Here is a 26272-nt window from a genome sequence, read left to right as displayed (position 1 = left end):
ACTTCCGAGCTCTGCGTGGGCAGCTTGCGATCCATAAGGTAAACTGCCGCCTCTTCTATACCTATAACGATTCGCCTGATGCCCACGACGTTTCATGAGATTCCACGCAAACGCCCGACCACGCCCCTGCTCGACCGTGCCGACACGCCGGCCGGCCTGCGCCGGTTGGGTGAAGCCGAGCTCGAAACCCTGGCCGATGAGTTGCGCCAGGAGCTGCTCTATACGGTAGGCCAGACGGGCGGGCATTTCGGTGCCGGCCTGGGCGTCATTGAGCTGACCGTTGCGCTGCACTACGTCTTCGACACCCCGGACGACCGGCTGGTGTGGGACGTCGGCCATCAGGCTTATCCGCACAAGATCCTCACCGGCCGTCGCGAGCGCATGGGCACCCTGCGCCAAAAGGACGGCATCGCGGCATTCCCGCGTCGTTCCGAGAGCGAGTACGACACCTTTGGCGTTGGCCACTCCAGCACCTCGATCAGTGCAGCGCTGGGCATGGCGATTGCCGCCCGCCTGCAAAACAGCGAGCGCAAGGCCATCGCGGTGATCGGCGACGGCGCATTGACCGCGGGCATGGCCTTCGAAGCGCTGAACCACGCGCCGGAAGTCAACGCCAACATGCTGGTGATACTCAACGACAACGACATGTCGATCTCGCGCAATGTCGGCGGCCTGTCCAACTATCTGGCGAAAATCCTTTCCAGCCGCACTTACGCGAGCATGCGTGAAGGCAGCAAGAAAGTGCTGTCGCGCCTGCCCGGCGCCTGGGAGATTGCCCGGCGTACCGAAGAATACGCCAAGGGCATGCTGGTCCCGGGCACGCTGTTCGAAGAGCTGGGCTGGAACTATATCGGCCCGATTGACGGCCATGACCTGCCGACGCTGATCGCCACCCTGCGCAACATGCGCGACCTCAAGGGTCCGCAATTCCTGCATGTGGTCACCAAGAAAGGCAAAGGTTTCGCCCCGGCGGAAGTCGACCCGATCGGTTACCACGCGATCACCAAGCTCGACCCCCTGGACGCTCCGGCGGCTGCGCCGAAAAAAGCCGGCGGGCCGAAATATTCCAGCGTGTTCGGCGAGTGGCTGTGCGACATGGCCAGCGCCGATCCGCGGCTGGTCGGGATCACCCCCGCGATGAAGGAAGGCTCCGACCTGGTGGCCTTCAGCGAGCGTTTCCCGCAGCGCTACTTCGACGTTGCGATCGCCGAGCAACACGCCGTGACCCTCGCCGCCGGTATGGCCTGCGAAGGCGCCAAACCCGTGGTGGCGATCTATTCGACTTTCCTGCAACGCGGTTACGACCAGTTGGTACATGACGTTGCGGTGCAGAACCTCGATGTGTTGTTCGCCATCGACCGAGCGGGCCTGGTAGGCGAAGACGGTCCGACCCACGCCGGAAGTTTCGATCTGTCGTTCCTGCGCTGCATTCCCGGCATGCTGGTGATGACCCCGAGCGATGAAAACGAACTGCGCAAAATGCTCAGCACCGGCCACCTCTACAACGGCCCGGCCGCAGTGCGCTACCCGCGCGGCACCGGCCCGAATGCGACGATCGAGAAAAACCTCGAACCGATCGAGATCGGCAAGGGCGTGATTCGCCGTCAGGGCAGCAACGTCGCCCTGCTGGTGTTCGGTGTGCAACTGGCCGAAGCGCTGAAAGTCGCCGAGAAGCTCGACGCGACAGTGGTCGATATGCGCTTCGTCAAACCATTGGACGAAGCCCTGACTCGCGAAATCGCCAACAGCCATGAACTGCTGGTGACCATCGAAGAAAACGCGATCATGGGCGGCGCCGGTGGCGCGGTCAGCGAATTCCTCGCTCGCGAGAACATCCTCAAGTCGATGCTGCATCTGGGGTTGCCGGACGCCTATGTCGAACATGCCAAGCCGGCACAGATGCTGGCCGAATGCGGGCTGGACGAAGCCGGGATCGAAGCTGCGGTTCGCGAGCGCTTGCAACTTCTAGGGTTGTAACCCAATCCCCCGTAGGAGCTGCCGCAGGCTGCGATCTTTTGATCCTGCCCTTCGGCAGCTCCAGAATCACCATAAGATCAACATCAAAAGATCGCAGCCTGCGGCAGCTCCTACAAGGGGCAGCGTCGCATTTGAAAGTAGTGCCCATGAGTCTCTCCCGCATCGCCCTGACGTTGACCCTTTTGCCTGCCGGACAGCTTTTGGCTGACACCTTCGAACGCGAACAAGCCCTGAAACTGCCCGACGTGCTGATCAGCGCCAATCGCCAGGTTGAAGCCCGTAACGACAGCAGCGCCGCCAATACGGTGTTCACCCGTGAAGACATCGACCGCCTGCAACCGAGCAGTGTGACTGAGTTGCTGAGTCGGGTACCCGGTGTACAGGTCGCGCAAGCGGGCGGGCGTGGCAGTCTGCCGGGGATTTTCATCCGCGGTACCAAATCGGCGCAGAGCCTGGTGCTGGTGGACGGCCAGCGCATCGGCAACTCGACTTCCGGCGACAGCAACCTGCAACACCTGAACATCGATCAGATCGAACGCGTGGAAGTACTGCGCGGCTCGCGCTCGGTGATCTACGGCAGCGACGCAATTGGCGGAGTGATTCAGATCTTCACCCGCCGTGGCGCCGAACAAGGCCTGCAACCGCGGATGCATGTGGGCTTTGGCAGCAATCAGACCTGGGAACGCAGCGTGGGGCTGTCCGGCGGCGATGAACAAACCCGCTTCAATCTCGGCGCCAGCCTTGACGAAACTGCCGGGATTAATCGCACTCATGAGTCCTTCCCCAGCGACAGCGACCACGACGCTTACCGCAACAAGTCCCTGAGCCTGAGCCTTAGTCACGCCTTCAACGATGACCTTGAAGCAGGCCTGAATCTGCTGGATAACCGTGGCAAGAGCGAGTTCGACAGCCCGTTCGGCCGCTTTGACATGAACACCTTCGAGTCAGTCCAGCAGCAGCCCTACAGCGATTTCACCGTGAGCAGCGTCAACAGCTACGTCGACGCGCGTATCAATGACATCTGGAAATCCCGTGTCGAGTTCGGCCACAGCGAAAACCGCGAGAAAACCATCGACAAGCTCAGCGACGAGCGCAGCGTATTCAACACCTATCGCGACTCGCTCAACTGGCAGAACGACCTGACGCTCGATGAGCGCAACAGTCTGATTCTCGGCGCCGACTGGTACGAAGACCGGATCAACAGCAGCACCCGCTTCGACGAAGACAGCCGCTGGAACCGCGCCGCGTTTATCCAGCATCGCTTCCAGGCAGAAAACTTCTCAACCGAGCTGGGCCTGCGCCGTGACCAGAATCAGCAGTTCGGCAGCCAGAACAGCTGGAGCGGCACCTTCACCCTGCCGCTGAACCCGGACAACGATGTGCTGCTGACCTACAGCGAGGGCTTTCGCGCACCGACCTTCAATGACCTCTACTACCCCGATTTCAGCAACCCGGACCTCAAGCCCGAGACCTCGAAAAGCTATGAGTTGCAGTGGCGCAGCCAGTTGAGCGATACCCGTCGCCTGGAAGCTTCGCTGTACCGCACCGACCTTGAAGACGCGATTATCTTCGGCCAGAACTCTCGCCCGGAAAACGTCGCCTCGGCACGGATCAATGGCTTCGAAGCCGCGCTCAAACAAGAGTTGTTTGGCTGGCAGAGCAACCTCGGCCTGGCGATCATTGACCCGCGCGACCGCAATACCGGCCATACCCTGAGCCGCCGCGCCCGACGCACCTTGAGCCTGGACCTGGATCGGCAATTCGATCGACTCGGCGTCGGCGCCAGCTGGCAAGCGGTTAGCAGCAGCTACGACGACGAGGACAACCAGGAGCCGCTGGGCGGTTATGCCTTGTTCGGCTTGCGCAGCAGTTGGGCGGTGAATCGCGAGATCCGGCTGGAGCTGAAAGTCGATAACCTGCTGGACAAGGCCTACAGTCGGGCGCTCTACAGCTTTGACGGGAATAACTATGGTTATCGCGAAGAAGGTCGGGCGTGGATGTTTGGGGTGACTTGGACGCCGGAGATCTAGCCACGAATTGTTGGTGTCTGGACTGGCCTCATCGTCGGAACGCCGTCCGGAGCAAGCCCGCTCCCACAGGGTATGAGCCTGACATCAATTCCGTGAACGCCAGATAACTTGTGGGAGCGAGCCTGCTCGCGATGAATTCACCTCGGTCTCACCGACCCGGCGCTATCAACTCACACAGCTTGGCCGTAGCATTGATCATCTGCCCACTCGGCCGCTCCAGCCCCTTGTCCGCCACCAACAACAATCGCCCCTGAGCCACTGCCCGCACCTGCGGCCAGGCTTTCCAGGCATCGAGCTGCGCCTGATCGCCGGCCAGGATGACCTCGGGATTGCGCTGCAGAACCGACTCCAGATTGACCTGCGGTGCCGGCAGTTGCAGCTCGGCAAACACATTGCGGGCGCCGCAGGCTTCCAGCGCATCGCTGATGATCTGCCCGCCGCCGACGGTGTACAGCGGCTGATCCCAGACCTGATAGAACACCTGCAACGGCTCATCCCGCTGATAACGCTGGCGCAGGTCTGCCAGCTGCTTGCGCAAGTCCCCAGCGAGCTTCTGGCCGCGCTGCGGCCGCCCGAGTTGTTCGGCAATCACTTCGATCTGGCTGGTGAGTTGTTCGAGGCTGTGGGGTTCGGCGACGTAGGTGGGAATATTCAACCGCTTGAGTTGCTCGCGCTGCGCCGGACCGACACTCCCAGGCCAGAGCAGCAACAAGTCAGGCTTGAGGCTGAGCAGGCGCTCCATGTCCAGCTGACCGTAGCGCCCGACCGAGGGCAGGCTTTTCAACTCGGGAGGTCGTTCGCCGGCGTCGAGCACGCCGACCAGCAGATCGGCAGAGCCCAGCTCTACGACAATTTCAGAGAGCGATGGCGCGAGGCTGACTACCCGCTCCACCGCCAGCGCCGAACCACTGACGGCCAGCAGCAGGAGCGCCAGCCAAACGCGCATCAACCGAGCTGACGCGGGATACGGTAGAGGTAGAACAGCACCGTCGTCGACAGCGCCAGCAGAATCAGCGGCAGCGCTTCCAGGCCGACGAACACTGCTAATGCAGCGATCCAGGCAGGGAGCCCGGCAGCCAGGAATGCCGTGCGCCGCTTGGCCGCCAAATTCACCCAGGCGGCAGGTTCTTCAGGGGTGTCGAGGGCTTTCTGGGTAGCGATCAAGCCGTGCTTGTAGCCACCAAAGAAACGCAGACTGACAAACATCGACGCCAGGCCGGCGATAAAGAATGGCATGGCCAGCACCGGCAATACGGGCTCGGTCTGGCCGAATACCGCATTGATCACGAACAGCGGTAGCAAGGCCATCGCCAGATACTGCCACCAGTTGACGGACAGGCGCCGCTTTACTTGACCGCGGGTCACGCCCGATCAGCCTCGCCCTGGTGCTCGTTACCCATCATGTGGTCGAGCTTGCTGGCCTTGGTCGCCAGGTAGAGTTTGTTGTGCGGGTTGTGGCCGGTGTGCAGCGGAACGCGCTCGGCGACCACGATGCCCATGTCGGTCATGGCCTTGACCTTGCGCGGATTGTTGGTCATCAGCCGCAGGGATTTCACCCCCAGGTGCTCGAGCATCGGCAGGCAGATGGCGTAGTCACGCTGATCGGCGGCAAAGCCCAGGCGCTCATTGGCCTCGACCGTGTCAGCACCGCCATCCTGCAATTCATAGGCGCGGATCTTGTTCAGCAGGCCAATGCCACGGCCTTCCTGACGCAGATACAGCAACACACCACGGCCTTCGCGGGCAATGGCCTGCAAGGCCGCCTCGAGTTGCGAACCGCAGTCGCAGCGCTGGCTGAACAATGCATCGCCGGTCAGGCATTCGGAGTGCAACCGGCCGAGCACCGGTGCACCATCAGCGAACTCACCCAGGCTGAGTACAACGTGCTCGCGGCCAGTGGCTTCATCGAGGAAGCCATGCATGGTGAATTGCGCAAAAGGGGTTGGCAGCTTGGAAGCAGCGACGAAAACGACGGGCACCGTGTGCTCCTGATCTGTAAGAGGACTGGAGATTCGCAGAGGCGGCATTGTAACAGCAGGTTCCAGCAGACGCTTAGGCTGAATTATCGGCCATAAAGATCAAGATGTTCGATCACTGCCCCATAGGCGGGCTGGTTTCTTCGAATGGGTAAGGCTGTTTCCAGCGCTCGAAGATCGATCGCAACTGCCCGCTTTTCACCAATAACTCCATGCGCCGATCGAACAACACCAAGAGTGCCCGCCCCCCGGGAGTGTCGGAAAACCCCAGAAACAGCGGCAATCGAGCCAGGTAGGTGCGTTTGTATACCGAAGGATCCGGCGCTTCGCTCAGCACGTAGTCGATCTCGCTCCGGGCGTCGAGGTAGTAGTCGGCCCGACCATGCTCGAGCATCGGCAAAATGCCAGTGCGGCGCTCGATTTGATTGAAGCCGTGGATATTCGGCAAGTACTTCTCGTACTTGTAGCCGCGGACCCAGGCCAGTCGGTATTTGCCCAGAGTGGCCAGCGTCGGCGCCGGATTGCTGGCAAGACCCAGTGCGTAGATCGGGTCGGAATCGTAATGCCAGTGTGGATACAGAACATCGCCGACCTCATCGCGGTAGGATCCAACCACGGCATCCGTCTCGCGGCGCTGCACCAGCCCGATCGAGCGAGTGTAAGGCACAATGCGAATCTGCAGGGTGACCCCGGCCGGCTCGAAGACTGCGCGCAACACATCCCAGGCCAGACCACGGCCATCGGCGCCGGTGTAGTCGATCCACTCCTCACTGGCCAGGCGGATCTGGGTGGGCATCGACGGCGATTCATTCGCCCGTGCCGCAGTGCACGACAATACGCAAAACAGTATCAACAGCCAGCGGCCACTCATCCTTGATCCCTCAGACGAAAAACCACACCAAGCCTTGCATTGCCAACCAGGCAAATACCCCTGCCAAAACATCGTCGAGCATGATCCCGACGCCACCGTGTACATGCCGATCGATCCAGTGAATCGGCCACGGTTTCAGAATGTCGAAGAAGCGGAACATCAGAAAACCCGCCAGCAGCCAATACCAACCTTCCGGGACCAGCCACAGGGTTATCCACATCCCGACCATTTCGTCCCAGACGATGCCTTCGTGGTCATGTACCCGCAGGTCATCCGCCACCTTGCCGCACAACCAGAAGCCGAACAGCATGGTGATGCCCAGCATCAGCCAGTAACCCCAGTCCGGCAACATCTGCCACAACGGGATAAAGGGTAGCGCCACCAGAGAACCCCAGGTGCCCGGTGCTTTGGGCAGGGTGCCGGAACCGAAGCCGAACGCCAGGAAATGCCAGGGATTACGCCAGACCGAAGGCGGCACGAACTCTGCGGGGACCTGTTTGGGGTGATCTGTCACGGTGTCTCCCGAAAATGTTGATAACCCCGATTTGCCGGGGTGATATCTCGCCCATCGGCGGCCAGAAGCGTTACGCCCTGTCCGCACACGACCCGACCGAGCACATGCACCGGCCAGCCATCGGCCAGTAAGAGCGGCAGCTCGACGGGAGGCAAAGTAAAGGCCAGCACGTAATCGTCACCACCGCTCAAGGCGGCCTCTTCGGCGGCTTGCTGGCCGAGAAACGCTACCAACGCCCTGGACAGCGGCAGCTTGTCCCGCTCGACCTGCAAACCGACGCCGGAGGCGAGCGCGATGTGCCCACAGTCCGCCAGCAATCCGTCCGAAATATCCAGTGCCGAGGTCGCTTTGCCACGCAGTGCCAGGCCCAACGCCAGCTGTGGCTGCGGCGACCAGTAGTGCGCCAGCAACGGCTCGGCAACAGCAGGTTCGGCTGTACGCTGCCCCAACACCAGCGGCAAGGCGCCCGCCCCATTCCCCAGTTCGCCACCGACGCACAACAGATCCCCCGGCTGCGCGCCGCTGCGGGTCAAGGCCAAACCGGCAGGCACACGGCCGAAGACGGTCATGGTCAGGCTCAGCGGGCCACGGGTGGTATCGCCGCCCACCAGACGCACACCGCAGTTTTGCGCCATGGTGTTCAAACCGCTGGCAAAGGCTTGCAGCCAATCGGCAGCAACCGTCGGCAAGGTCAGGGCAAGGGTAAACGCGAGGGGTGCTGCACCCATGGCTGCCAGATCACTGACCGCCACCGCCAGCGAACGCTGGCCGAGCAGAAAAGGCTCACAGGGGTCTGCGAAATGTACACCGGCCACCAGGGTGTCGGTGGAGACAGCCAACTGTTCCCCCGGGGAAACAGCCAGCAGGGCGCAGTCATCACCGATCCCCAATGCCACGCCAGCGCCGACCAGCGCACAAGGCGCGGTGGCGAAGTAGTTACGGATCAGCTCAAACTCGCCCATGGCTTTGTGTCCTGTCTCACCAATACTGTTCCTTTTGGGCGGCAGGACACTCCAAGCGCGAATCAGCGCTTGAACGCCTTCACTTCAGCTTCACGCAGACGCGGAGCCAGCTTGTCGAGCACACCGTTGACGAACTTGTGGCCATCGGTGGAACCGTAGACCTTGGCCAGTTCGATCCCTTCGTTGATCACCACGCGGTACGGCACGTCGACGCGCTTGAGCAGCTCCCAGGTGGACAGGCGCAGAACCGCCAGTTCAACCGGATCGAGCTCGTCGATGGTGATGTCCAGGCATGGAGCGAGCGCAGAATCGATCTCGGTCTTGTGCGCCGGCACGCCGTGCAGGATGTCGTGGAAGTAGGCGGCATCGACATCGCTGAAATCGTTATCGACCCGGAACTGCGCTTCGATTTCGTTCAGCGAAGTTTTAGCCATGTGCCATTGGTACAGCGCCTGAGTCGCGAGCTGACGGGCTTCGCGACGCTTGACGCTCTTGGATGGCTTGCCAGCGTCCGCAGGTTTCGGATCGCGCGGGTTGAAACGATCGCTTTCGTCGCTAATCACTTGGCCTCCAACTGCGCCAGCAGGCTGACCATTTCCAGAGCGGACAAAGCCGCTTCGGCACCTTTGTTACCGGCCTTGGTGCCGGAACGCTCAATGGCTTGCTCGATCGAGTCGACTGTCAGCACGCCGAAGGCAACCGGTACACCGAACTCCATGGACACCTGGGACAGGCCCTTGGTGCACTCGCCCGCCACGTATTCGAAGTGCGGAGTGCCGCCACGAATGACCGCGCCCAGGGCGATGATTGCCGCGTATTCGCCCTTCTGAGCGACTTTCTGCGCCACCAGCGGAATCTCGAAGGCGCCAGGCGCACGGATGATGGTGATGTCGCTTTCGCTCACGCCATGGCGAACCAGGGCATCAACGGCACCGCTCACCAGGCTTTCGACGACGAAGCTGTTGAAGCGGCCAACCACCAGGGCATAGCGGCCTTTAGGGGCGATGAAGGTACCTTCGATGGTCTTCAGGGTCATTCGATAAATCTCTTAAAGAGCCAGAGCGCGCTCAGTACGCGCTCTTTAGTGATATTTGAACCGCGAATCAAAGGCCGGAACAGCCGGTCTTTATTCGGAGGGCACGTATTCTACAACTTCCAGATCGAAACCGGATATCGCATTAAATTTCATCGGCGCGCTCATCAGGCGCATTTTGCGCACTCCGAGGTCACGCAGGATCTGCGAACCGGCACCGACGATGCTGTAGGTGGTCGGTTTTTTTGCCGGAATGTGTTCCGCGGTTTCGCGGATATGCGCCAGTACCACGTCACCATCGAGCGGGTGGCCGAGCAATAGCACCACACCGCTGCCGGCTTCGGCCACTGCGCTCATGGCGGCCCGCAGGCTCCAGCGGCCGGGCTGTTTGACCATCAGCAGGTCACGCAGCGGGTCCATGTTGTGCACACGAACCAGGGTCGGCTCATCGGCGCAAATGGTGCCCAGGGTCAGCGCCATGTGCACGTCGCCTTCCACTGAATCACGATAGGTCACCAGGTTGAACTGGCCCAGTTCGCTGTCCAATGGCTGCTCGGCAATCCGCTGAACGGTACGTTCGTGGATCATCCGGTAATGAATCAGGTCGGCGATGGTGCCGATCTTGATGTTGTGTTCGGCGGCAAAGGCTTCCAGCTCGGTGCGACGGGACATCGTGCCATCGTCGTTCATCACTTCGCAGATCACCCCGCTCGGCTCGAAACCGGCCATCCGCGCCAGATCGCAGGCGGCTTCGGTGTGACCGGCGCGAGCAAGGGTGCCGCCGGCCTGGGCCATCAGCGGGAAGATGTGGCCGGGGCTGACGATATCTTCGGCCTTGGCGTCTTTCGCGGCAGCGGCTTGAACGGTGCGCGCACGGTCGGCTGCGGAGATGCCGGTGGTCACGCCTTCAGCGGCTTCAATAGAGACGGTGAACTTGGTGCCGAAGCCGGAACCGTTGCGCGGAGCCATCAATGGCAGCTTGAGCAGTTCGCAGCGCTCGCGGCTCATTGGCATGCAGATCAGGCCGCGGGCGTGCTTGGCCATGAAGTTGATGTGCTCGGGCAGGCAGCACTCGGCGGCCATGATCAGATCGCCTTCGTTCTCGCGGTCTTCGTCATCCATGAGGATGACCATCTTGCCTTGGCGGATGTCTTCGACCAGTTCTTCGATGCTATTGAGCGCCACGCGGCACCCCCTTGGGTCAGGATTTGAGGTAGCCGTTGGCGGCCAGAAAGCTTTCGGTAATGTTACCAGCGCTGGGCTCTGCGGCCTTGTCGCCGAGTAGCAGGCGTTCCAGATAACGTGCCAGCAAGTCGACTTCGAGGTTCACCCGGCGACCTGGCTGGTAAGACGCCATGATCGTTTCGCTCAGGGTGTGGGGAATGATCGTCAGCAAGAACTCGGCGCCATCGACCGCGTTCACGGTCAGGCTGGTGCCGTCGACGGTGATCGAGCCTTTATGGGCAATGTACTTGGCCAGGTCTTTCGGAGCACGGATGCGAAATTCCACGGCGCGAGCGTTTTCGGTACGGGCAACCACTTCACCCACGCCATCGACGTGACCGCTGACCAGATGCCCGCCGAGGCGAGTAGTCGGTGTCAGGGCTTTTTCCAGGTTCACCGGGCTGCCGCTTTTCAAGTCATTCATCGCGGTGCAGTCGAGGGTTTCGCGACTGACGTCTGCCGCAAAGCCATTGCCTGGCAGCTCGACCGCGGTCAGGCAGACGCCGTTTACCGCAATGCTGTCACCCAGTTTGACGTCGCTCAGATCGAGCTTGCCGGTTTCTACGTATACCCGTACATCTCCGCCTTTCGGGGTCAATGCACGGATACTGCCGATGGATTCGATGATGCCGGTAAACATGGAGTCCTCCTCGAGAACGGACCGTCGCTTAGCGAAAGCCGGGAATTATACGCCTGCTGATGGCACAGGAATCGCTGTGACTCGCCAATCATCGCCAACCGCGCGCATTTCAATGATTTTCAACTGTGGCGCCTCGCTCATCAGCTCCAGCGGCCAATCCAGCAATGGACGTGCCGATGATCCGAGAAACTTGCCGGCGATGAAGATTTGATATTCGTCCACCAGCCCCTGATGAGCGAAAGCCCCCGCCAGACGCGGGCCTGCTTCCACCAACACATCGTTGACGCCACGGGCCGCCAGTGCGATCAGCAGCTTGCGCAGGTCAACCTGGCCATCGTCACCGGGCACGATCAGGCACTCGGGGCCATTGGCGTACTGCTCTTCCACCGCGACACAGGTGGCAACCAGCGCCGGTCCGGCCTTGAAAAACGGCGCGTCGAGGGGTACCCGCAAGCGGCCGTCGATCAGCACGCGCAAGGGCGGCCGGCTCAGTGCCAGCGCGGTTTGCTCGGTATCCAGCCCCAGTTCAGCAGCACGCACCGTCAACCGGGCACCGTCCGCCAACACCGTGTCGGCGCCGGTCAGAACCACACTGGCCCGGGCTCGCAGACGCTGCACCGCAGAACGCGCGGCGGGGCCGGTGATCCATTGGCTTTCACCGCTGGCCATGGCCGTACGACCGTCCAGGCTCATGGCCAGCTTGACCCGCACAAAGGGCAGGCCGTGTTCCATGCGTTTGAGGAAACCCTGATTGATCGCCCGAGCTTCGCCTTCGAGCACGCCGCTGTGGATCGCGATGCCGGCCCGAGCCAGACGCTGCATGCCCCGGCCGGCAACCTGAGGGTTGGGGTCCTGCATGGCCGCGACAACCCGCGCCACGCCGGCATTCACCAGCGCATCGGAACACGGCGGCGTACGGCCGTGATGGCTGCAAGGCTCGAGCGTCACATAGACGGTAGCACCCCGGGCGTTTACCCCGGCAGCGCGCAAGGCGTGGACTTCGGCGTGTGGTTCGCCGGTGCGCACATGCCAGCCTTCACCGACGATCTGCCCGTCACGCACGATCACGCAACCGACCCGCGGATTCGGGTGGGTGGTGTAAAGGCCTTTGCGCGCCAGTTCCAGGGCTCGCGCCATGTAGTGGGCGTCGAGAACGGCCTGTTCTGAGGAAATAGTCATTCTTTGGCGGGCTCACGGGCGAGGCGGTCGATCTCTTCGCGGAACTCGTTGAGGTCCTGGAAGCGTCGATACACCGAAGCGAAGCGGATATAGGCGACTTCATCGAGCTTTTGCAGCTCAGCCATCACCAGTTCACCGACAACCAGGGATTTGACCTCGCGCTCGCCCGTGGCTCGCAGTTTGTGTTTGATGTGCACCAGCGACGACTCCAGGCGCTCGACGCTTACTGGACGTTTTTCCAGGGCGCGTTGCATACCGGCACGCAGTTTTTCTTCGTCGAACGGCTGACGGCTGCCGTCGGTTTTGATCAGGCGCGGCAACACCAGTTCGGCGGTTTCGAAGGTGGTGAAACGCTCACCGCAGGCCAGGCATTCACGCCGGCGGCGCACCTGTTCGCCCTCGGCGACCAGACGCGAGTCGATGACCTTGGTGTCGTTGGCACCGCAGAAGGGACAGTGCATGGTGGCAGGCAACAAAAAAAGGGAGGGCCATGGTAGCGCATCCCACTGGCAAGACAAGCCATAGGCTTTACGGTATATAGACTGGCTACTATGTATGCACACGGAACTTAGCCTTGCTGGAGCTACACATGCCGCTACGACCGCTCGTTTTGCTCAGCCTTTTCAGCCTGCTGGTCGCGTGCAGCAGCGCACCCAAACCTGCGCCACCGGTACCGGGGCCCGCGCCAGAGCAGGCGCAGAAAAAAGCCCGGGCGTCGGCGGATCTCGGTCCGCTGCCAGCCTATCAACGGGAATTGAGCGGCAGCCTGCAAGGGGTGCCGGCCGACGCTGAAGTCGAACTCGCGCTGCTGGTGATCGACGAACGCGGCCGACCACAACAATTGCTCGCCAGCTCCAGCCTGATCGGCAACAACCAGGTGCTGGCGTTTCGTCTGCGTTTCAATCCGGAATCCTTCCCGGTCGGTGCTCGCGTCGAATTGCGGGGGCGCGCCAGCCAGTCCGGGCAGCTGATTCTGCACCTGCCAACGCAACGTATCAGCCAACCGACCACCCAGGCCCTGGGTCAGCTGCAATTTGTCAAAGCGCCATGAATGCACCGCTCGACCTGCAACGGGCGCTGGGCGAATTGCTCGGTGACGCGAAACTTGTTTCCTGTCCGTTGCCAGAGACCGAGCTTCGGCTCTGGCTAATCGATGCCGAAAACATGGATCGCGCCTTCACCCCGGACGAAACCCGGCGAATCCTGCATGAACCGCCCTACTGGAGTTTCTGCTGGGCCAGCGGCCTGGCGTTGGCCCGTTATCTCGCCGAACGTCCGCAGTGGGTCGAAGGTAAACGGGTGCTGGATTTCGGCGCCGGTTCCGGGGTTGCCGGCATTGCTGCGGCCAGGGCCGGTGCGCTGGAGGTGGTGGCCTGCGATCTTGATCCCCTGGCCATTGCCGCCTGTCGGGCGAATGCCGAGCTCAACAATGTGCAACTGAGCTATTCGGCGGACTTTTTCGCCGAGGCGGATCGTTTTGATCTGATTCTAGTGGCTGACGTGCTCTACGACCGCGCCAACCTGCCATTGCTCGATGAGTTCTTGAGTCGTGGGCGGGAGGCATTGGTAGCAGATTCGCGAGTTCGGGATTTCCGACATCCGCTGTATCAGCGACTGGAAATGCTCGAAGCCATGACCTTGCCGGATCTGGCCGAGCCGCAAGAGTTTCGGCATGTGAGCCTGTACCACGCGCGGCGTGGCTGAAACCGCAAAAGATCGCAGCCTGCGGCAGCTCCTACGCCGACCGCGATCTTTTTCGGTATCTGCGTGTAAACCCGATCCGTAGGAGCTGCCGTAGGCTGCGATCTTTTGCGCCAACCTTTATAGTGAGCGAATTCACGCTCCCAAGAGATCCCCCATGAGTCAGGACACGCCGTATATCTTCGACGCCAGCACTGCCGATTTCGACCAGTCGGTGATCGAGAGCTCTTTCCACAAACCGGTGCTGGTGGATTTCTGGGCCGAATGGTGCGCGCCATGCAAGGCGCTGATGCCGATGCTGCAGCAGATCGCCGAGAGCTATCAGGGCGAGTTGCTGCTGGCCAAGGTCAATTGCGACGCCGAGCCGGACATCGTTGCCCGCTTCGGCATTCGCAGCCTGCCGACCGTGGTGCTGTTCAAGGATGGCCAACCGGTCGACGGCTTTGCCGGTGCGCAACCGGAGTCCGCGGTCCGGGCACTGCTCGAGCCCCATGTACAGATGCCGCCGCCAGTGGCTGCCGATCCCTTCGAGCAGGCACAGGCACTGTTCAGCGAAGGTCGTTTCGCTGACGCCGAAGCGGCACTGAAAACCCTATTGAGCGAAGACAACAGCAACGCCAAGGCACTGATTCTCTACGCCCGCTGCCTGGCCGAACGGGGCGAGCTGAGCGAAGCACAGACCGTGCTCGACTCAGTCCAGGGCGACGAACACAAAGCCGCGCTGGCCGGGGCCAAGGCGCAGCTGAAATTTCTCGGCCAAGCCGCTGACTTGCCGGATGTCGCCGACCTGAAAACCCGGCTGGCGCAAAACCCGCTGGACGATGAAGCGGTCTACCAACTCGCTATCCAGCAACTGGCTCGTCAGCAGTACGACGCGGCGCTGGACGGGTTGCTCAAGCTGTTCATCCGCAATCGCAGCTACAACGAAGGCCTGCCGCACAAGACCTTGCTGCAAGTGTTCGACCTGCTGGGCAACGATCACCCTCTGGTGACCACGTACCGCCGCAAGCTGTTCGCCGCGTTGTATTGAGCGGATTTACACGCGGACGGCGTAGGAGCTGGCGTAGCCTGCGATCTTTTGATCTTCAGGCGATTCAACCGCCGCAAAAACAAGATCAAAAGATCGCAGCCTGCGGCAGCTCCTACGTTGGCTCGCGCCAGCTGTAAATCGGCGTATCCCCGCCGCTCACCACCTTGACCTCGGCGCTATGGCGCAAGCGCACCAGCAAGCGTTTGCCGGCCGCTGCACTGCCGGTCAGGGCCTCCATCTGCTCAAGCAGGTCCGGCCCGCTCATTTGCCCGGCCTTGCGCAGCAGGTCCTTGGCGGTCTGCAACAGGGCTTCGTCCTGATTCGCCGGTCTGGCCGCAGGCAGAGCACTCTCAGGCTTGGCCGCCTGCAACTGCGCACCCAGCTGCGCCCAATCCCCTTCATCGAGCTCCAGGGTCAAGTCCACCGGCCATTCGCCGATATTTCCACGAATCCGCAACATAGGTTTTCCCTCAAGTTTCTGATGAGCATGCTCCCATGCGCCTTGCATAACGCCAAGTAGGCGGTCAAACTCTCGCCGATACTGTTATAAGATCACATAACAAAATCTTCATCTTCCATCCCGGAGACTTGCCATGCGCCGTCTGCTTCTCGCCTTGCCGTTTGCCCTGTTGCCGCTGGTTGTCGCCCATGCCGCCGAGGTCCATGACCATGATCACGAGCATGAACATGGCAGCCTCGGCGCCCACGAACATGGCGTCGGTCGATTGAATGCAGCGCTGGACGGTCAGACCCTGGAACTGGAACTGGAAAGCCCGGCGATGAATCTGGTGGGCTTCGAACATGTGGCCACTTCGGATGCCGATAAGGCCAAGGTCGCCACCACCCGTGCGCAACTGGAAAAACCCCTGGTGCTGTTCAACCTGCCGAAAGCCGCCGGGTGCGTTTTAGCCAGTCAGAAACTGGAAAGCCCGTTGTTCGGTGGCAAGCCGGATGCCGATGACGACCACGACGAAGATGCCAAGGGCTCCGACGGCCATGAGCATCACCATGACCACAGCGAAATCCACGCTCATTACCAATTCACCTGTGCGGAACCAGGTGCGCTGAAGACCCTGGACCTGGCGAACATCTTCAATACCTTCCCGGCGACCCAGAAAATTCAGGTACAACTGATCAGCCCAGGCGGGCAGCAAGGAGTTGAAGTAACAGCGAAGGCTGCGGCACTGAAATTCTGATTCCACCCCAATCCTGATGGGTTCACTTTCATCCTGACCGGTTTCACATGACCCAAGCACTTATCGAACTGTCCGACCTGGGCTTCAGTTGGCCAGGACATCCGCAATTGCTGGACATCCCGGCGTTTCGCCTGGAACCCGGTGAAACGCTGTTCCTCAAAGGGCCCAGCGGTAGCGGCAAGACCACCCTGCTCGGCCTGCTCGGCGGGGTGCAGAAGCCCGATCGCGGCAGCATTCGCCTGCTTGGCCAGGAACTGACCGAACTCTCGGCCGGTGCCCGCGACCACTTTCGGGTCGATCACACCGGCTATATCTTCCAGCAGTTCAACCTGCTGCCGTTTCTCTCGGTGCGCGAGAACGTCGAGCTGCCCTGCCATTTTTCGAAACTGCGCACCAGCCGCGCGATCCAGCGCCATGGCAGTGTCGATCAGGCCGCCGCCACGCTGCTCGCCCACCTGGGTCTGAAAGATCCGGCACTGCTCGGCCGACGTGCGGATTCGTTGTCCATCGGCCAGCAACAACGGGTTGCCGCGGCCCGGGCGCTGATCGGCCAGCCGGAACTGGTGATCGCCGACGAGCCGACTTCAGCCCTGGACTATGACGCTCGCGAGGCGTTTATCCGTTTGTTGTTCGCCGAATGCCGCGAGGCCGGGGCCAGCCTGCTGTTCGTCAGCCATGATCAAAGCCTGGCGCCGTTGTTCGATCGCAATCTGTCGCTGGCCGAACTCAATCGCGCCGCCACGCCTGCAGAGGTTTGAGATGTATTTGTTTCGTCTAGCCATGGCCAGCCTGGCTAATCGCCGCTTCACCGCGATCCTCACTGCGTTCGCCATCGCCTTGTCAGTGTGCTTGTTGCTGGCGGTCGAACGTGTGCGCACCGAAGCCCGCGCCAGTTTCGCCAGCACTATCAGCGGCACTGACCTGATCGTCGGCGCCCGTTCCGGCTCGGTCAATCTGCTGCTGTACTCGGTGTTCCGTATCGGCAACGCCACCAACAATATCCGTTGGGACAGCTTCGAACAGTTCGCCAACAACCCGAAGGTGAAGTGGGCGATCCCGATGTCCCTCGGCGACTCCCATCGTGGTTACCGGGTGATGGGCACCACCGACGCCTACTTCCAGCATTACCAATACGGTCGTCAACAAAGCCTGCAACTGGCCAGCGGCCGCGCCTTCGCCAGCGACCCCTTCGAAGTGGTACTCGGTGCCGAGGTGGCTGATGCGTTGCATTACAAACTCGGTGACAAACTGGTGCTGGCCCACGGCGTGGCGGTGATCAGCCTGGTCAAGCATGACGACAAGCCGTTCACCGTGGTCGGCATTCTCAAACGCACCGGCACTCCGGTGGACCGCACGCTGCACATCAGCCTCGGCGGCATGGAAGCCATCCACATCGACTGGCAGAACGGCGCGCCGGCCCGGGGTAATGGTCGCATCAGCGCCGATCAAGCACGCAACATGGACCTGACGCCGCAAGCCATTACCGCATTCATGCTCGGCCTCAACAGCAAAATTTCGACCTTTGCCGTGCAGCGCGAGATCAATGAATTCCGTGGCGAGCCGCTGCTGGCGATCCTCCCGGGCGTGGCCCTGCAGGAGCTCTGGAGCCTGATGGGCACGGCTGAAAAAGCCCTGTTTGTGATTTCCTTGTTCGTGGTGCTGACCGGATTGATCGGCATGCTCACGGCGATTCTCACCAGTCTCAACGAACGTCGTCGAGAGATGGCGATCCTGCGTTCGGTCGGCGCCCGGCCGTGGCACATCGCAACATTGTTGGTACTGGAGGCCTTCGCCCTGGCGCTGTCCGGGGTGATTGTCGGGCTCGGCCTGCTTTACCTGAGCATCGCCGTGGCGCAAGGTTATGTGCAGGCGACTTACGGTTTGTACCTGCCTTTGGCCTGGCCGAGCGAATATGAGTGGACGCTGCTTGGCGGTATCCTGCTCGCCGCGTTGCTGATGGGCAGCGTGCCGGCCTGGCGCGCCTATCGACAATCGTTGGCCGATGGCCTGTCCATTCGTTTATGAGCATCCGTTTTATGGCTCTTTGTTTATGAGGAAGCACGTCATGTCACGCGCCCTGCTTGCGCTGTTATTGCTGGTCGCCATGCCGTCGTGGGCCGCCGAGCCGATCGACCTGACTTGGCAGGAGATGATCCCGCCGGATGCCGCACCGGAAGTCCCGAACATGACGCCGCTGCACGACCTGTCAAAGCTCGGCGACGCCTTGGCCGCCGAGGCTGCCCCGGTGGCCAAACAGGACATGCCCAACGCACCGGTGGTGAAAAGCCTTGATGGCAAAGAAATCAGACTGCCTGGCTATATCGTACCGCTGGAAGTCAGCGAAGAAGGCCGCACCACGGAGTTTCTGCTGGTACCGTATTTCGGCGCCTGCATTCACGTGCCGCCACCGCCATCGAACCAGATCGTCCACGTCAAAAGCGAGGTCGGGGTAAAACTCGATGAGCTGTATCAGCCGTACTGGATCGAAGGAGCGCTGCAGGTCAAGGCCTCTACCAGCGAACTGGCGGATGCGGGGTATCAGATGGATGCCGAGAAGATTTACATGTACGAATTGCCGGAGTAAGACCGTCAGTTACGCGTCGCCAGCGATGACGCCAAGATCGCAGCCTGCGGCAGCTCCTACAGAGTGCGCGTACACCCATGAGTCAGCGGTGGTACTCAATCGGCGTAGGAGCTGGCGCAGGCTGCGATCTTTTTTGGCCATCACCGTTTCATTGAGCTGAGTCAAAGCCTCGTTCCTGATGCTCTCTACCATTGGACGCAGATAACTTGAATCGTCCTTCGGAGCCTCCATGCACAAGTCTTTGCTTAGCGCTTCCCTGTTTGCCCTCGCGCTCGCAGCCCCGCTCGCTCACGCTTACCAGTCCGGTGACTTCATCGCCCGTGCTGGTGCGATTACCACCGCGCCTAACGAAAACAGCGGTGAGCTAAAGCTTGACGGTGCGAAAATTGCCGGTACCAAAGCGACCCTGACCAGCGACACCCAGTTGGGTCTGACATTCGCCTACATGATCACTGACCACGTCGGTCTCGAACTGCTGGCGGCCACACCGTTCCAGCACGAAGTCGGCGTCAAAGGCCTTGGCCCGGCGCTGGACGGCAAGCTTGCCGACGTCAAACAACTTCCCCCGACCTTGTCGTTGCAGTACTACCCGCTGGACGCTTCGTCCAAGTTCCAGCCCTATGTCGGTGTCGGTATCAACTACACCCTGTTCTTCGATGAAGAACTGACCAGCCAGCGTAAAAACGAAGGTTTCAGCAACCTGAAGCTGAAGGATTCGGTGGGGATCTCCGGACAATTGGGCTTCGACTACCTGCTCACCGAGCACGTGCTGGTCAATGCTTCGGTCTGGTACGTCGATATCGACACCGAAGCCAGCGTTGACGGCCCGACTGCCCTGGGCGTCGGCCGCACCAAGGTCGACGTTGATGTCGATCCATGGGTCTACATGGTAGGTATCGGTTACAAGTTCTGATTCAAACGACAATAAAAAAGGCGCCTCAACCGGGCGCTTTTTTCATGTTTTCAATAAAGCCTCAACGCCCCAGCAACCGCGCCAGCCCGACACTCATCGGTGTCTGCTCCGGAAACTTGAAACGTTGCAGCAGCCGTTGGTTATTCGCCCGCGAGTGACGGATATCACCGGAACGCGCCGGACCATAGGTCACCGGCGGCAACTCTCCCACCACCTCGGCCAGGGCTGCAAGCATTTGCTTGAGCGTGGTCGCCTGGTTCAACCCGACATTGACCGCGCCCGCTTCCACCTGCGGCGCTTCAATGGCTTGCACCAGTACGTCCACCAGGTCTTCGACATACACGAAATCGCGAGTCTGCTCACCGTCACCGAACACAGTGATCGGCAGTCCTTTTTGCGCCCGCTCGCTGAAAATGCTGATCACCCCGGAATACGGCGATGACGGATCCTGGCGCGGACCGAAGATATTGAAGAAACGGAACACCACTGGCTCCAGCCCGTGCTGACGGCGGTAGAAGTCCAGGTAGTACTCACTTGCCAGTTTGTCCGAGGCGTAAGGTGTCAACGGTGCCTTGGGCGTGTCTTCGTCGATCGACGCACCCTCGCCATTGTTGCCATAGACCGCTGCACTCGAGGCGAACAGCACACGCTTGACCCCGGCCTGACGCATCGCTTCGCAGACATTCAGGGTGCCAATGAAGTTGCTCTGATGAGTCCGTACAGGGTCATCCACCGAGGCCTGCACCGACGCCACGGCCGCGAGATGGGCGACTGCCTGGCAACCGAGCATGGCCCGCGCCACCAGCGCGGCGTCAGCGACATCACCTTCGAGGAGTTCGAGCCGAGGGTTGTCCAGCGCCAGGTTGCTGCGTTTGCCGGTGGACAAATCATCGAGGATCCGCACCGAATGCCCCTTGGCGAGCAAGGCGTCGACCAGATGCGAACCAATAAACCCGGCACCGCCGGTGATCAAAACAGGGCCGTCAGCCATGGCGATAAAACCTATCCAGTAAGCCCGGGAGTGCCGCACGCCAGGCGCGGGGCTTGATCCCGAAGGTGTGGAGAATCTTCTTGCAAGCCAAAACCGCGTGCTGTGGCTCTTCGGCAGCATCCGGGCGCGCGGCATGGGCTTGTGCAGTCGGCGACTCAATCGCTAACGAGTGTAGCTGACGCGCCTCGGTCAGGATCGCCTGGCCCAATGCCAGCGGCGTGGTCGCCTCCTGCCCGGCGTAGTGGTAGGTGCCCCACAGCGGTGCCGAGCAATCAAGTTGCTTGAGCACTGAGATAATCACTCGCGCCGCATCATCCACCGGCGTCGGGTTGCCTCGCCGGTCATCAGCCATCAGTAATGCTTCAGGTTGTTCGGCACGCGCGAGGAAACGCCCGAGGGTCCCGTCGGAGCTGTCATCAAGCAGCCAGCCAAATCGCAACAAGACATGTTGTGGACAGGTCGCACGGACACTCTGCTCCATCCGCCACAAGGCCTGGCCACGCGAGCCTAGCGGTATCGGCTCGTCTTTTTCGCTATAGGCCGTGGCTCGCGAACCATCGAACACCCGGTAGCTGGAAGGTTGCATCAAGACGATGTTGTGATGCTTGCACAGCTCGGCAAGGCGTTCGATCGCCCGTTCCTGGCCGGCCAGACGCGCCTCGGGTACCGACTCCGCCTGAAACCAGTCGAAGTAGTACGCAAGGTTGATCAAGGCATCCGGCCGGGTGTCGTCGAGCAGTTGCGTCAGGCTCGCGGCATCCCAGCCGGTTTCTGGCGGGCGGGGGGCGAGGAAACCGATATCTTCCTCCGCACCGAGGCGAATCAGCGCCTGCCCAAGGGCATTTCCGCCGCCCAGTAACATAAGGCGCATTCGCATAAAGTCAGCAGGCCCAGTCTGTGTAGAACGATGGTTTTTATCACAAAGCCTTGGGGCCTTGCCGTTGATAATTACCAGAATCGTTGCATTTTGCGGGTTTCCAGCGCAACCGTCACTTATAAAGTGCTGCAGAGCATCCCGGCTACGGGACTCTCTAGCCTTAGGGTTGCAAGTTCTGCCCATCGGCCGCATAAATCTCTGCATGAATCTTCCCGAATCAGCGGACAACGCCCTGACGGGCTTTCACCCCGCCGTCAGCGCCTGGTTCAACGCAACTTTCCCGTCGGTCACCGCCGCCCAGGCCCGGGCGTGGCCGTTGATCCGCCAGCGCCGCTCGACTCTGGTCGCCGCGCCCACCGGCTCGGGGAAAACCCTTACCGCGTTTCTCGCGGTGCTGGATGACCTGGTCCATCGCGCACTGGAGCACGGCGGCCAACTGCCGGACGAGACGCTGGTGGTCTACGTCTCACCGCTCAAGGCGCTGTCCAACGACATTCAGATCAACCTGCAAAACCCGCTGGCGGGGATTACCGAGCAATTGCGGCGCATGGGTTTGCCTCAATTGCAGATCAACACCGCAGTGCGTACCGGCGACACCCCGCAAAAAGACCGCACGGCAATGCGCAAAAGTGCGCCGCATATTCTGGTGACGACCCCGGAATCGTTGTACGTATTACTCGGTTCGGACTCCGGCCGACGCATGCTCGGCAGCGTGCGCACGTTAATCGTCGACGAAATTCACGCGATCGCTGGCAGCAAGCGCGGCAGTCATCTGGCCTTGAGCCTGGAACGTTTGCAGGCGCTGTGTGGCGAACCCTTGATGCGCATCGGCCTGTCGGCCACGCAAAAACCCATCGAAACGGTGTCGCGCTTTCTGGTGGGGCGCGAGCGTCCTTGCGAGATTGTCGACATTGGCCACGCCCGCCCCCGGGATCTGGCCATCGAGGTGCCGCCGGTGCCGTTGTCGGCAGTGATGGCCAATGACGTCTGGGAATTGGTGTATGACCGCCTCGCCGCGCTCGCCCGCGAACACCGGACCACGCTGATTTTCGTCAACACCCGGCGCCTGGCCGAACGCCTGAGCCGGCACTTGAGCGAACGCCTCGGCAAACAGGCGGTGGCGGCCCACCACGGCAGCCTGGCCAAGGAGTTCCGCCTGGACGCCGAACAACGGCTCAAGCGCGGCGACTTGCAAGTGCTGATCGCCACCGCGTCGCTGGAACTGGGCATCGATATCGGCGATGTCGATCTGGTCTGTCAGATCGGTTCGCCACGTTCGATCGCCGCCTTCCTGCAACGGGTCGGTCGCTCCGGGCACCAGGTCGGCGGCACCCCCAAGGGGCGGTTGTTTGCCACCACCCGCGATGACCTGATCGAATGCACGGCCCTGCTCGACTGCGTGCGCCGTGGTGAACTCGACACCCTGTTGATCCCCACCGCACCGTTGGATGTTCTGGCTCAGCAAATCGTTGCCGAGGTCAGCTGCCAGGAATGGCAGGAGCAACCGCTGCTGGAGATGATCCGCCGTGCCTGGCCCTATGCCGATCTTGATGAAGAGCACTACCAGGCCATCTTGCGGATGCTCGCCGAGGGCTACAACAGTCGGCAGGGCATCCGCAGTGCCTACCTGCATCGCGATGCGCTGACCCGCACCCTGCGTGGCCGGCGCGGCAGCAAGCTGACCGCCGTGACCAGCGGCGGAACCATCCCGGACAATGCTGACTACAGCGTACTGCTGGAGCCCCAGAGCCTGAACATCGGCAGCGTCAACGAGGACTTTGCCGTTGAAAGCATCGCTGGCGATATCTTCCAGCTGGGTAATACCTCGTACCGGATCCTGCGGGTCGAAACCGGCAAGGTTCGGGTCGAAGACGCTCAGGGACAACCACCGACCATTCCCTTCTGGCTCGGCGAAGCGCCGGGACGCAGTGCGGAGCTGTCGTTCGCCGTGGCGCGCTTGCAAGCCCACCTCGATGAAATGCTCAGCGCCAAGCCCGGCGATTTACAGAGCAGCCTCGACTGGTTGACCGACAGCCTCGCCCTGAATGTCGCCAGCGCCGAGCAGTTGGTGGAATACCTCGCGCGTGCACGTACGACCCTGGGCGCCTTGCCGTCCCGGGACACGCTGATCATGGAGCGGTTTTTCGATGAGTCCGGCGGTACCCAGCTGATCATCCACAGCCCGTTCGGCAGTCGGATTAATCGCGCCTGGGGCCTGGCGCTGCGCAAGCGTTTTTGCCGCACCTTCAACTTCGAGTTGCAGGCCGCCGCCAGCGAGGACGCCATCGTGTTGTCGCTGTCCAGCGGCCACAGCTTTGAGCTGGAGGAGGTCTGGCACTACCTCAACAGCAACAGCGCCGAGCACATCTTGACTCAAGCCGTGCTGGAGGCGCCGCTGTTCGGCGTGCGCTGGCGCTGGAATGCCGGAGTCGCGCTAGCGCTCCCACGCTATAGCGGCGGACGCAAAGTCCCGCCGCAGATCCAGCGAATGAAAAGCGAAGACCTGATCGCCAGCGTATTCCCCGATCAGATCGCCTGCCTGGAAAACCTCGCCGGGGAACGGGAAATTCCCGAGCATCCGCTGGTAGAACAAACTCTCGACGATTGCTTGCACGAGGCAATGGACAGCGAAGGCTGGCTCGCCTTGCTGCGACGGATGGAGAACGGCGAAGTCCGGCTGATCAGCCGCGACCTGCCGGCCCCCTCGCCCCTGGCCGCGGAGATTTTGAGCGCTCGGCCCTATACCTTTCTCGATGACGCACCGCTGGAGGAACGGCGCACCCAGGCCGTGCTCAACCGGCGTTGGAGCGATCCGCAATCGACCGATGACCTCGGTGCCCTGGATACCGAGGCGATTCAAGCGGTGCGCGACGAGGCCTGGCCGGCACCCACCGGTGTCGATGAAATGCACGAAGCGCTGATGAGCCTGGCGTGCATCACTGATGCCGAGGCGCAAGCCAATGAGCAGTGGCTGACCTGGCTGCAGGCACTGGCCGACACGGGCCGCGCCAGCCGCTTGCAGATCAATGCCAAGCAGTCGTTATGGCTGTCACTGGAGCGGCTGACGCTGCTGCGGGCGCTCTACCCTGAGGCCACGTTACACCCCGAGTTACAGGCCTTGCCCGGCTTCGATGAAGCCTGGGATGTCGATGAAGCATTGGTGGAAGTGCTCCGCGCCCGACTCAGCGGGTTCGGGCCGCTGCCATTAAGCGAGATCGCCGAACCACTGGCATTGCCGCCGGCCCGCATCACTCAGGCCCTGGCGCAACTGGAAGGTGAAGGATACGTGCTGCGCGGACACTTCAGCCCCGGCGTCACCCAGGAACAATGGTGCGAGCGACATTTGCTCGCGCGCATTCATCGCTACACGATCAGACGCCTGCGCCGGGAAATCGAACCGGTGGCATTGCAGGATTTCATGCGGTTTCTATTCGACTGGCAGCATGTGTCCAATGCGACCCAGGGCCAGGGCAGTGCCGTTTTGCCAGAAATCGTCAGCCAGTTCGAAGGCTATCCGGCGGCGGCCTCGGCCTGGGACAGCGATATTCTGCCGGCCCGGCTCAAGGGTTATAGCGCCAGTTGGCTGGATGACCTGTGCCGCAGCGGCAAACTGGTCTGGAGCCGTTTGACTGCCCACAACAAACCGGCGAGTGCGGCGCTGCGCAGTACTCCGATCGTGTTGCTGCCGCGTAGCCAGGTGGCGCTCTGGAGCAGTTTGACTGAGCAGACCGACAACAGCGAGTTGTCGCCAAAAACCCAAAAAGTCCACCAGGCCTTGAGTCAACATGGCGCGTTGTTTTTCGACGAACTGCTGCACGAAGCCCATCTGCTGCGCAGCGAACTGGAAAGCGCATTGCAGGAACTGGTGGGCGCCGGTTTGGTGAATGCCGATAGCTTCGCCGGGCTGCGCGCGCTGATTACTCCGGCCAGCAAACGCCAGGCCCGCAGCGGTCGTCGTGGACGCGGGGCGTTTATCGGCGGCATGGACGATGCCGGGCGCTGGGCCCTGTTACGTCGTCCAACGCCGACTGCGGTGAGCGAAGTCACTCGTCCCGGGCAAACGCCCGCGGCGACCCTGGAGCATGTCGCAATGACCTTGCTGCGGCGTTATGGCGTGGTGTTCTGGCGCCTGCTGGAGCGAGAGGCAGACTGGCTGCCCAGCTGGCGCGAGCTGCTGCGCACCTTCCATCGACTGGAGGCCAGAGGCGAGATTCGCGGTGGGCGTTTTGTCAGTGGCCTGGCGGGCGAGCAATTCGCGTTGCCAGAGGCGATTCCTCTGTTGCGTGAAGTGCGTCGACGGCCCAATGACGGCAGCCTGATCGGAGTCTGCGGTGTCGATCCATTGAACCTCGCTGGCACGCTGCTGCCAGGCAACAAAGTCCCGGCGCTGGCCAGCAATCGGCTGGTATACCGCGACGGCCTGCCCGCTGCAGCGGAAATTGCCGGCAAGCAGTACTACTGGCTGGAACTGGAGCAACAGGCCAGTGCTGAACTGCGCAACAAACTGATCCAGCATCGCACCTGAGAACAACATCGCTCCTACAGGGTCGCAGCTTTGACTTAACTGACTGGCA

The 26272-nt window shown here is 61.5% G+C and carries 26 protein-coding genes; 11 read left to right on the top strand and 15 right to left on the bottom strand.

From position 1 onward, the window contains the following. Positions 1-78 precede the first annotated feature (78 nt). Together dxs and ACA064_RS02785 are read left to right on the top strand one after the other, a co-directional pair. Complete coding sequence (gene dxs, locus ACA064_RS02790; RefSeq protein ID WP_497672025.1) at positions 79-1977, top strand: 1-deoxy-D-xylulose-5-phosphate synthase; 1899 nt, start codon at positions 79-81, stop codon at positions 1975-1977. A gap of 146 nt (positions 1978-2123) precedes the next feature. Next, a complete protein-coding gene (locus ACA064_RS02785) occupies positions 2124-4007 on the top strand; it encodes a TonB-dependent receptor domain-containing protein (RefSeq protein WP_497672024.1) in 1884 nt (627 codons plus the stop codon). A gap of 148 nt (positions 4008-4155) precedes the next feature. Here the strand turns inward: ACA064_RS02785 and ACA064_RS02780 are convergent, their stop codons facing one another. The 12 genes from ACA064_RS02780 to nrdR form a co-directional block, all read right to left on the bottom strand. Then, positions 4156-4953 carry a cobalamin-binding protein gene (locus tag ACA064_RS02780; protein ID WP_497672023.1) on the bottom strand — a complete coding sequence of 266 codons (798 nt, stop codon included), beginning with the start codon at positions 4951-4953 and terminating at the stop codon, positions 4156-4158. Continuing rightward, complete coding sequence (locus ACA064_RS02775; RefSeq protein ID WP_497672022.1) at positions 4953-5372, bottom strand: MFS transporter; 420 nt, start codon at positions 5370-5372, stop codon at positions 4953-4955. Before ACA064_RS02775 ends, ACA064_RS02780 begins: the two co-directional genes overlap by 1 nt. Beyond that, on the bottom strand, positions 5369-5986 hold the full coding sequence (gene ribA / locus ACA064_RS02770) for a GTP cyclohydrolase II (protein WP_191624369.1): 618 nt from the start codon (positions 5984-5986) through the stop codon (positions 5369-5371). The genes ACA064_RS02775 and ribA overlap by 4 nt, the downstream gene beginning before the upstream one ends. Before the next feature lie 112 nt (positions 5987-6098). Next, positions 6099-6854 (bottom strand): substrate-binding periplasmic protein, encoded by a 756-nt coding sequence (locus ACA064_RS02765; RefSeq protein ID WP_497672021.1) that lies wholly within the window; start codon positions 6852-6854, stop codon positions 6099-6101. A gap of 10 nt (positions 6855-6864) precedes the next feature. Further along, on the bottom strand, positions 6865-7368 hold the full coding sequence (locus ACA064_RS02760; RefSeq protein WP_008073949.1) for a phosphatidylglycerophosphatase A family protein: 504 nt from the start codon (positions 7366-7368) through the stop codon (positions 6865-6867). Then, on the bottom strand, positions 7365-8330 hold the full coding sequence (gene thiL, locus ACA064_RS02755; protein WP_497672020.1) for a thiamine-phosphate kinase: 966 nt from the start codon (positions 8328-8330) through the stop codon (positions 7365-7367). The genes ACA064_RS02760 and thiL overlap by 4 nt, the downstream gene beginning before the upstream one ends. A gap of 62 nt (positions 8331-8392) precedes the next feature. Then, positions 8393-8893, bottom strand: a complete 501-nt coding sequence (gene nusB / locus ACA064_RS02750; protein WP_489073749.1) for a transcription antitermination factor NusB — start codon at positions 8891-8893, stop codon at positions 8393-8395. Next, on the bottom strand, positions 8890-9366 hold the full coding sequence (gene ribH, locus ACA064_RS02745; protein WP_074871273.1) for a 6,7-dimethyl-8-ribityllumazine synthase: 477 nt from the start codon (positions 9364-9366) through the stop codon (positions 8890-8892). Before ribH ends, nusB begins: the two co-directional genes overlap by 4 nt. Positions 9367-9456: 90 nt before the next feature. Continuing rightward, positions 9457-10548 (bottom strand): bifunctional 3,4-dihydroxy-2-butanone-4-phosphate synthase/GTP cyclohydrolase II, encoded by a 1092-nt coding sequence (gene ribBA / locus ACA064_RS02740; protein ID WP_150643971.1) that lies wholly within the window; start codon positions 10546-10548, stop codon positions 9457-9459. A gap of 16 nt (positions 10549-10564) precedes the next feature. Beyond that, the gene (locus ACA064_RS02735) at positions 10565-11227 is read right to left on the bottom strand and encodes a riboflavin synthase (protein ID WP_497672019.1); all 663 of its coding nucleotides are present in this window, start codon (positions 11225-11227) and stop codon (positions 10565-10567) included. Positions 11228-11272: 45 nt separating this feature from the next. Further along, on the bottom strand, positions 11273-12406 hold the full coding sequence (ribD, locus tag ACA064_RS02730; RefSeq protein WP_497672018.1) for a bifunctional diaminohydroxyphosphoribosylaminopyrimidine deaminase/5-amino-6-(5-phosphoribosylamino)uracil reductase RibD: 1134 nt from the start codon (positions 12404-12406) through the stop codon (positions 11273-11275). Next, positions 12403-12867 carry a transcriptional regulator NrdR gene (gene nrdR, locus ACA064_RS02725; RefSeq protein WP_191624370.1) on the bottom strand — a complete coding sequence of 155 codons (465 nt, stop codon included), beginning with the start codon at positions 12865-12867 and terminating at the stop codon, positions 12403-12405. The genes ribD and nrdR overlap by 4 nt, the downstream gene beginning before the upstream one ends. A 128-nt stretch (positions 12868-12995) precedes the next feature. On the opposite strand from nrdR, the gene ACA064_RS02720 reads away from it, so the two are divergent. The 3 genes from ACA064_RS02720 to trxA all read left to right on the top strand — a co-directional run bounded on the left by ACA064_RS02720 (position 12996) and on the right by trxA (position 15137). Continuing rightward, positions 12996-13457 (top strand): hypothetical protein, encoded by a 462-nt coding sequence (locus ACA064_RS02720; protein WP_150643974.1) that lies wholly within the window; start codon positions 12996-12998, stop codon positions 13455-13457. Further along, positions 13454-14110: a class I SAM-dependent methyltransferase gene (locus tag ACA064_RS02715; protein ID WP_497672017.1), complete on the top strand. Its 657-nt coding sequence runs from the start codon at positions 13454-13456 to the stop codon at positions 14108-14110. Before ACA064_RS02720 ends, ACA064_RS02715 begins: the two co-directional genes overlap by 4 nt. Before the next feature lie 154 nt (positions 14111-14264). Next, the gene (gene trxA / locus ACA064_RS02710; protein WP_497672016.1) at positions 14265-15137 is read left to right on the top strand and encodes a thioredoxin; all 873 of its coding nucleotides are present in this window, start codon (positions 14265-14267) and stop codon (positions 15135-15137) included. Between the two features lie 112 nt (positions 15138-15249). Here trxA and ACA064_RS02705 read toward each other — a convergent pair whose 3' ends face one another. Continuing rightward, positions 15250-15597, bottom strand: coding sequence for a hypothetical protein (locus ACA064_RS02705; protein ID WP_497672015.1), 348 nt, complete (start codon positions 15595-15597; stop codon positions 15250-15252). Between the two features lie 133 nt (positions 15598-15730). Here ACA064_RS02705 and ACA064_RS02700 point away from each other — a divergent pair, with 133 nt between their 5' ends. The 5 genes from ACA064_RS02700 (at position 15731) to ACA064_RS02680 (ending at position 19830) form a co-directional block, all read left to right on the top strand. Next, on the top strand, positions 15731-16333 hold the full coding sequence (locus ACA064_RS02700) for a DUF2796 domain-containing protein (protein ID WP_497672014.1): 603 nt from the start codon (positions 15731-15733) through the stop codon (positions 16331-16333). Positions 16334-16380: 47 nt separating this feature from the next. Next, positions 16381-17091, top strand: coding sequence for an ABC transporter ATP-binding protein (locus ACA064_RS02695; protein ID WP_497672013.1), 711 nt, complete (start codon positions 16381-16383; stop codon positions 17089-17091). Between the two features lies 1 nt (position 17092). Continuing rightward, complete coding sequence (locus tag ACA064_RS02690) at positions 17093-18358, top strand: ABC transporter permease (RefSeq protein WP_497672012.1); 1266 nt, start codon at positions 17093-17095, stop codon at positions 18356-18358. Between the two features lie 40 nt (positions 18359-18398). Beyond that, a complete protein-coding gene (locus tag ACA064_RS02685; protein ID WP_497672011.1) occupies positions 18399-18917 on the top strand; it encodes a DUF3299 domain-containing protein in 519 nt (172 codons plus the stop codon). A 229-nt stretch (positions 18918-19146) separates the two neighbouring features. Next, positions 19147-19830, top strand: a complete 684-nt coding sequence (locus ACA064_RS02680; RefSeq protein WP_497672010.1) for an OmpW/AlkL family protein — start codon at positions 19147-19149, stop codon at positions 19828-19830. Between the two features lie 61 nt (positions 19831-19891). Here ACA064_RS02680 and pgnE read toward each other — a convergent pair whose 3' ends face one another. Both pgnE and ACA064_RS02670 read right to left on the bottom strand, forming a co-directional pair. Beyond that, a complete protein-coding gene (gene pgnE / locus ACA064_RS02675; RefSeq protein WP_497672009.1) occupies positions 19892-20821 on the bottom strand; it encodes a UDP-N-acetylglucosamine epimerase PgnE in 930 nt (309 codons plus the stop codon). Further along, positions 20814-21698 (bottom strand): sugar nucleotide-binding protein, encoded by an 885-nt coding sequence (locus ACA064_RS02670; protein ID WP_497672008.1) that lies wholly within the window; start codon positions 21696-21698, stop codon positions 20814-20816. Before ACA064_RS02670 ends, pgnE begins: the two co-directional genes overlap by 8 nt. Positions 21699-21900: 202 nt before the next feature. On the opposite strand from ACA064_RS02670, the gene ACA064_RS02665 reads away from it, so the two are divergent. Next, positions 21901-26223: a DEAD/DEAH box helicase gene (locus ACA064_RS02665; protein WP_497672007.1), complete on the top strand. Its 4323-nt coding sequence runs from the start codon at positions 21901-21903 to the stop codon at positions 26221-26223. The last annotated feature ends 49 nt before the right edge of the window (positions 26224-26272 follow it).

Source organism: Pseudomonas sp. LBUM1658 (assembly GCF_059716055.1).
Note: the sequence above shows the minus strand (reverse complement) of the source record. Positions and strands in the feature narration are given on the sequence as shown.

What these genes read in the sequence shown, in the direction of transcription:
- ACA064_RS02670 (WP_497672008.1), bottom strand. Translation starts at nt 21,698, where the DNA reads ATGCGAATGCGCCTTATGTTACTGGGCGGCGGAAATGCCCTTGGGCAG.
- ACA064_RS02715 (WP_497672017.1), top strand. Translation starts at nt 13,454, where the DNA reads ATGAATGCACCGCTCGACCTGCAACGGGCGCTGGGCGAATTGCTCGGT.
- thiL (WP_497672020.1), bottom strand. Translation starts at nt 8,330, where the DNA reads ATGGGCGAGTTTGAGCTGATCCGTAACTACTTCGCCACCGCGCCTTGT.
- ACA064_RS02720 (WP_150643974.1), top strand. Translation starts at nt 12,996, where the DNA reads ATGCCGCTACGACCGCTCGTTTTGCTCAGCCTTTTCAGCCTGCTGGTC.
- ACA064_RS02695 (WP_497672013.1), top strand. Translation starts at nt 16,381, where the DNA reads ATGACCCAAGCACTTATCGAACTGTCCGACCTGGGCTTCAGTTGGCCA.
- ACA064_RS02705 (WP_497672015.1), bottom strand. Translation starts at nt 15,597, where the DNA reads ATGTTGCGGATTCGTGGAAATATCGGCGAATGGCCGGTGGACTTGACC.
- ACA064_RS02685 (WP_497672011.1), top strand. Translation starts at nt 18,399, where the DNA reads ATGTCACGCGCCCTGCTTGCGCTGTTATTGCTGGTCGCCATGCCGTCG.
- trxA (WP_497672016.1), top strand. Translation starts at nt 14,265, where the DNA reads ATGAGTCAGGACACGCCGTATATCTTCGACGCCAGCACTGCCGATTTC.
- ACA064_RS02665 (WP_497672007.1), top strand. Translation starts at nt 21,901, where the DNA reads ATGAATCTTCCCGAATCAGCGGACAACGCCCTGACGGGCTTTCACCCC.
- ribH (WP_074871273.1), bottom strand. Translation starts at nt 9,366, where the DNA reads ATGACCCTGAAGACCATCGAAGGTACCTTCATCGCCCCTAAAGGCCGC.
- ACA064_RS02690 (WP_497672012.1), top strand. Translation starts at nt 17,093, where the DNA reads ATGTATTTGTTTCGTCTAGCCATGGCCAGCCTGGCTAATCGCCGCTTC.
- ACA064_RS02780 (WP_497672023.1), bottom strand. Translation starts at nt 4,953, where the DNA reads ATGCGCGTTTGGCTGGCGCTCCTGCTGCTGGCCGTCAGTGGTTCGGCG.
- ACA064_RS02785 (WP_497672024.1), top strand. Translation starts at nt 2,124, where the DNA reads ATGAGTCTCTCCCGCATCGCCCTGACGTTGACCCTTTTGCCTGCCGGA.
- dxs (WP_497672025.1), top strand. Translation starts at nt 79, where the DNA reads ATGCCCACGACGTTTCATGAGATTCCACGCAAACGCCCGACCACGCCC.
- ACA064_RS02765 (WP_497672021.1), bottom strand. Translation starts at nt 6,854, where the DNA reads ATGAGTGGCCGCTGGCTGTTGATACTGTTTTGCGTATTGTCGTGCACT.
- nrdR (WP_191624370.1), bottom strand. Translation starts at nt 12,867, where the DNA reads ATGCACTGTCCCTTCTGCGGTGCCAACGACACCAAGGTCATCGACTCG.
- ribD (WP_497672018.1), bottom strand. Translation starts at nt 12,406, where the DNA reads ATGACTATTTCCTCAGAACAGGCCGTTCTCGACGCCCACTACATGGCG.
- ACA064_RS02735 (WP_497672019.1), bottom strand. Translation starts at nt 11,227, where the DNA reads ATGTTTACCGGCATCATCGAATCCATCGGCAGTATCCGTGCATTGACC.
- pgnE (WP_497672009.1), bottom strand. Translation starts at nt 20,821, where the DNA reads ATGGCTGACGGCCCTGTTTTGATCACCGGCGGTGCCGGGTTTATTGGT.
- ACA064_RS02700 (WP_497672014.1), top strand. Translation starts at nt 15,731, where the DNA reads ATGCGCCGTCTGCTTCTCGCCTTGCCGTTTGCCCTGTTGCCGCTGGTT.
- ACA064_RS02680 (WP_497672010.1), top strand. Translation starts at nt 19,147, where the DNA reads ATGCACAAGTCTTTGCTTAGCGCTTCCCTGTTTGCCCTCGCGCTCGCA.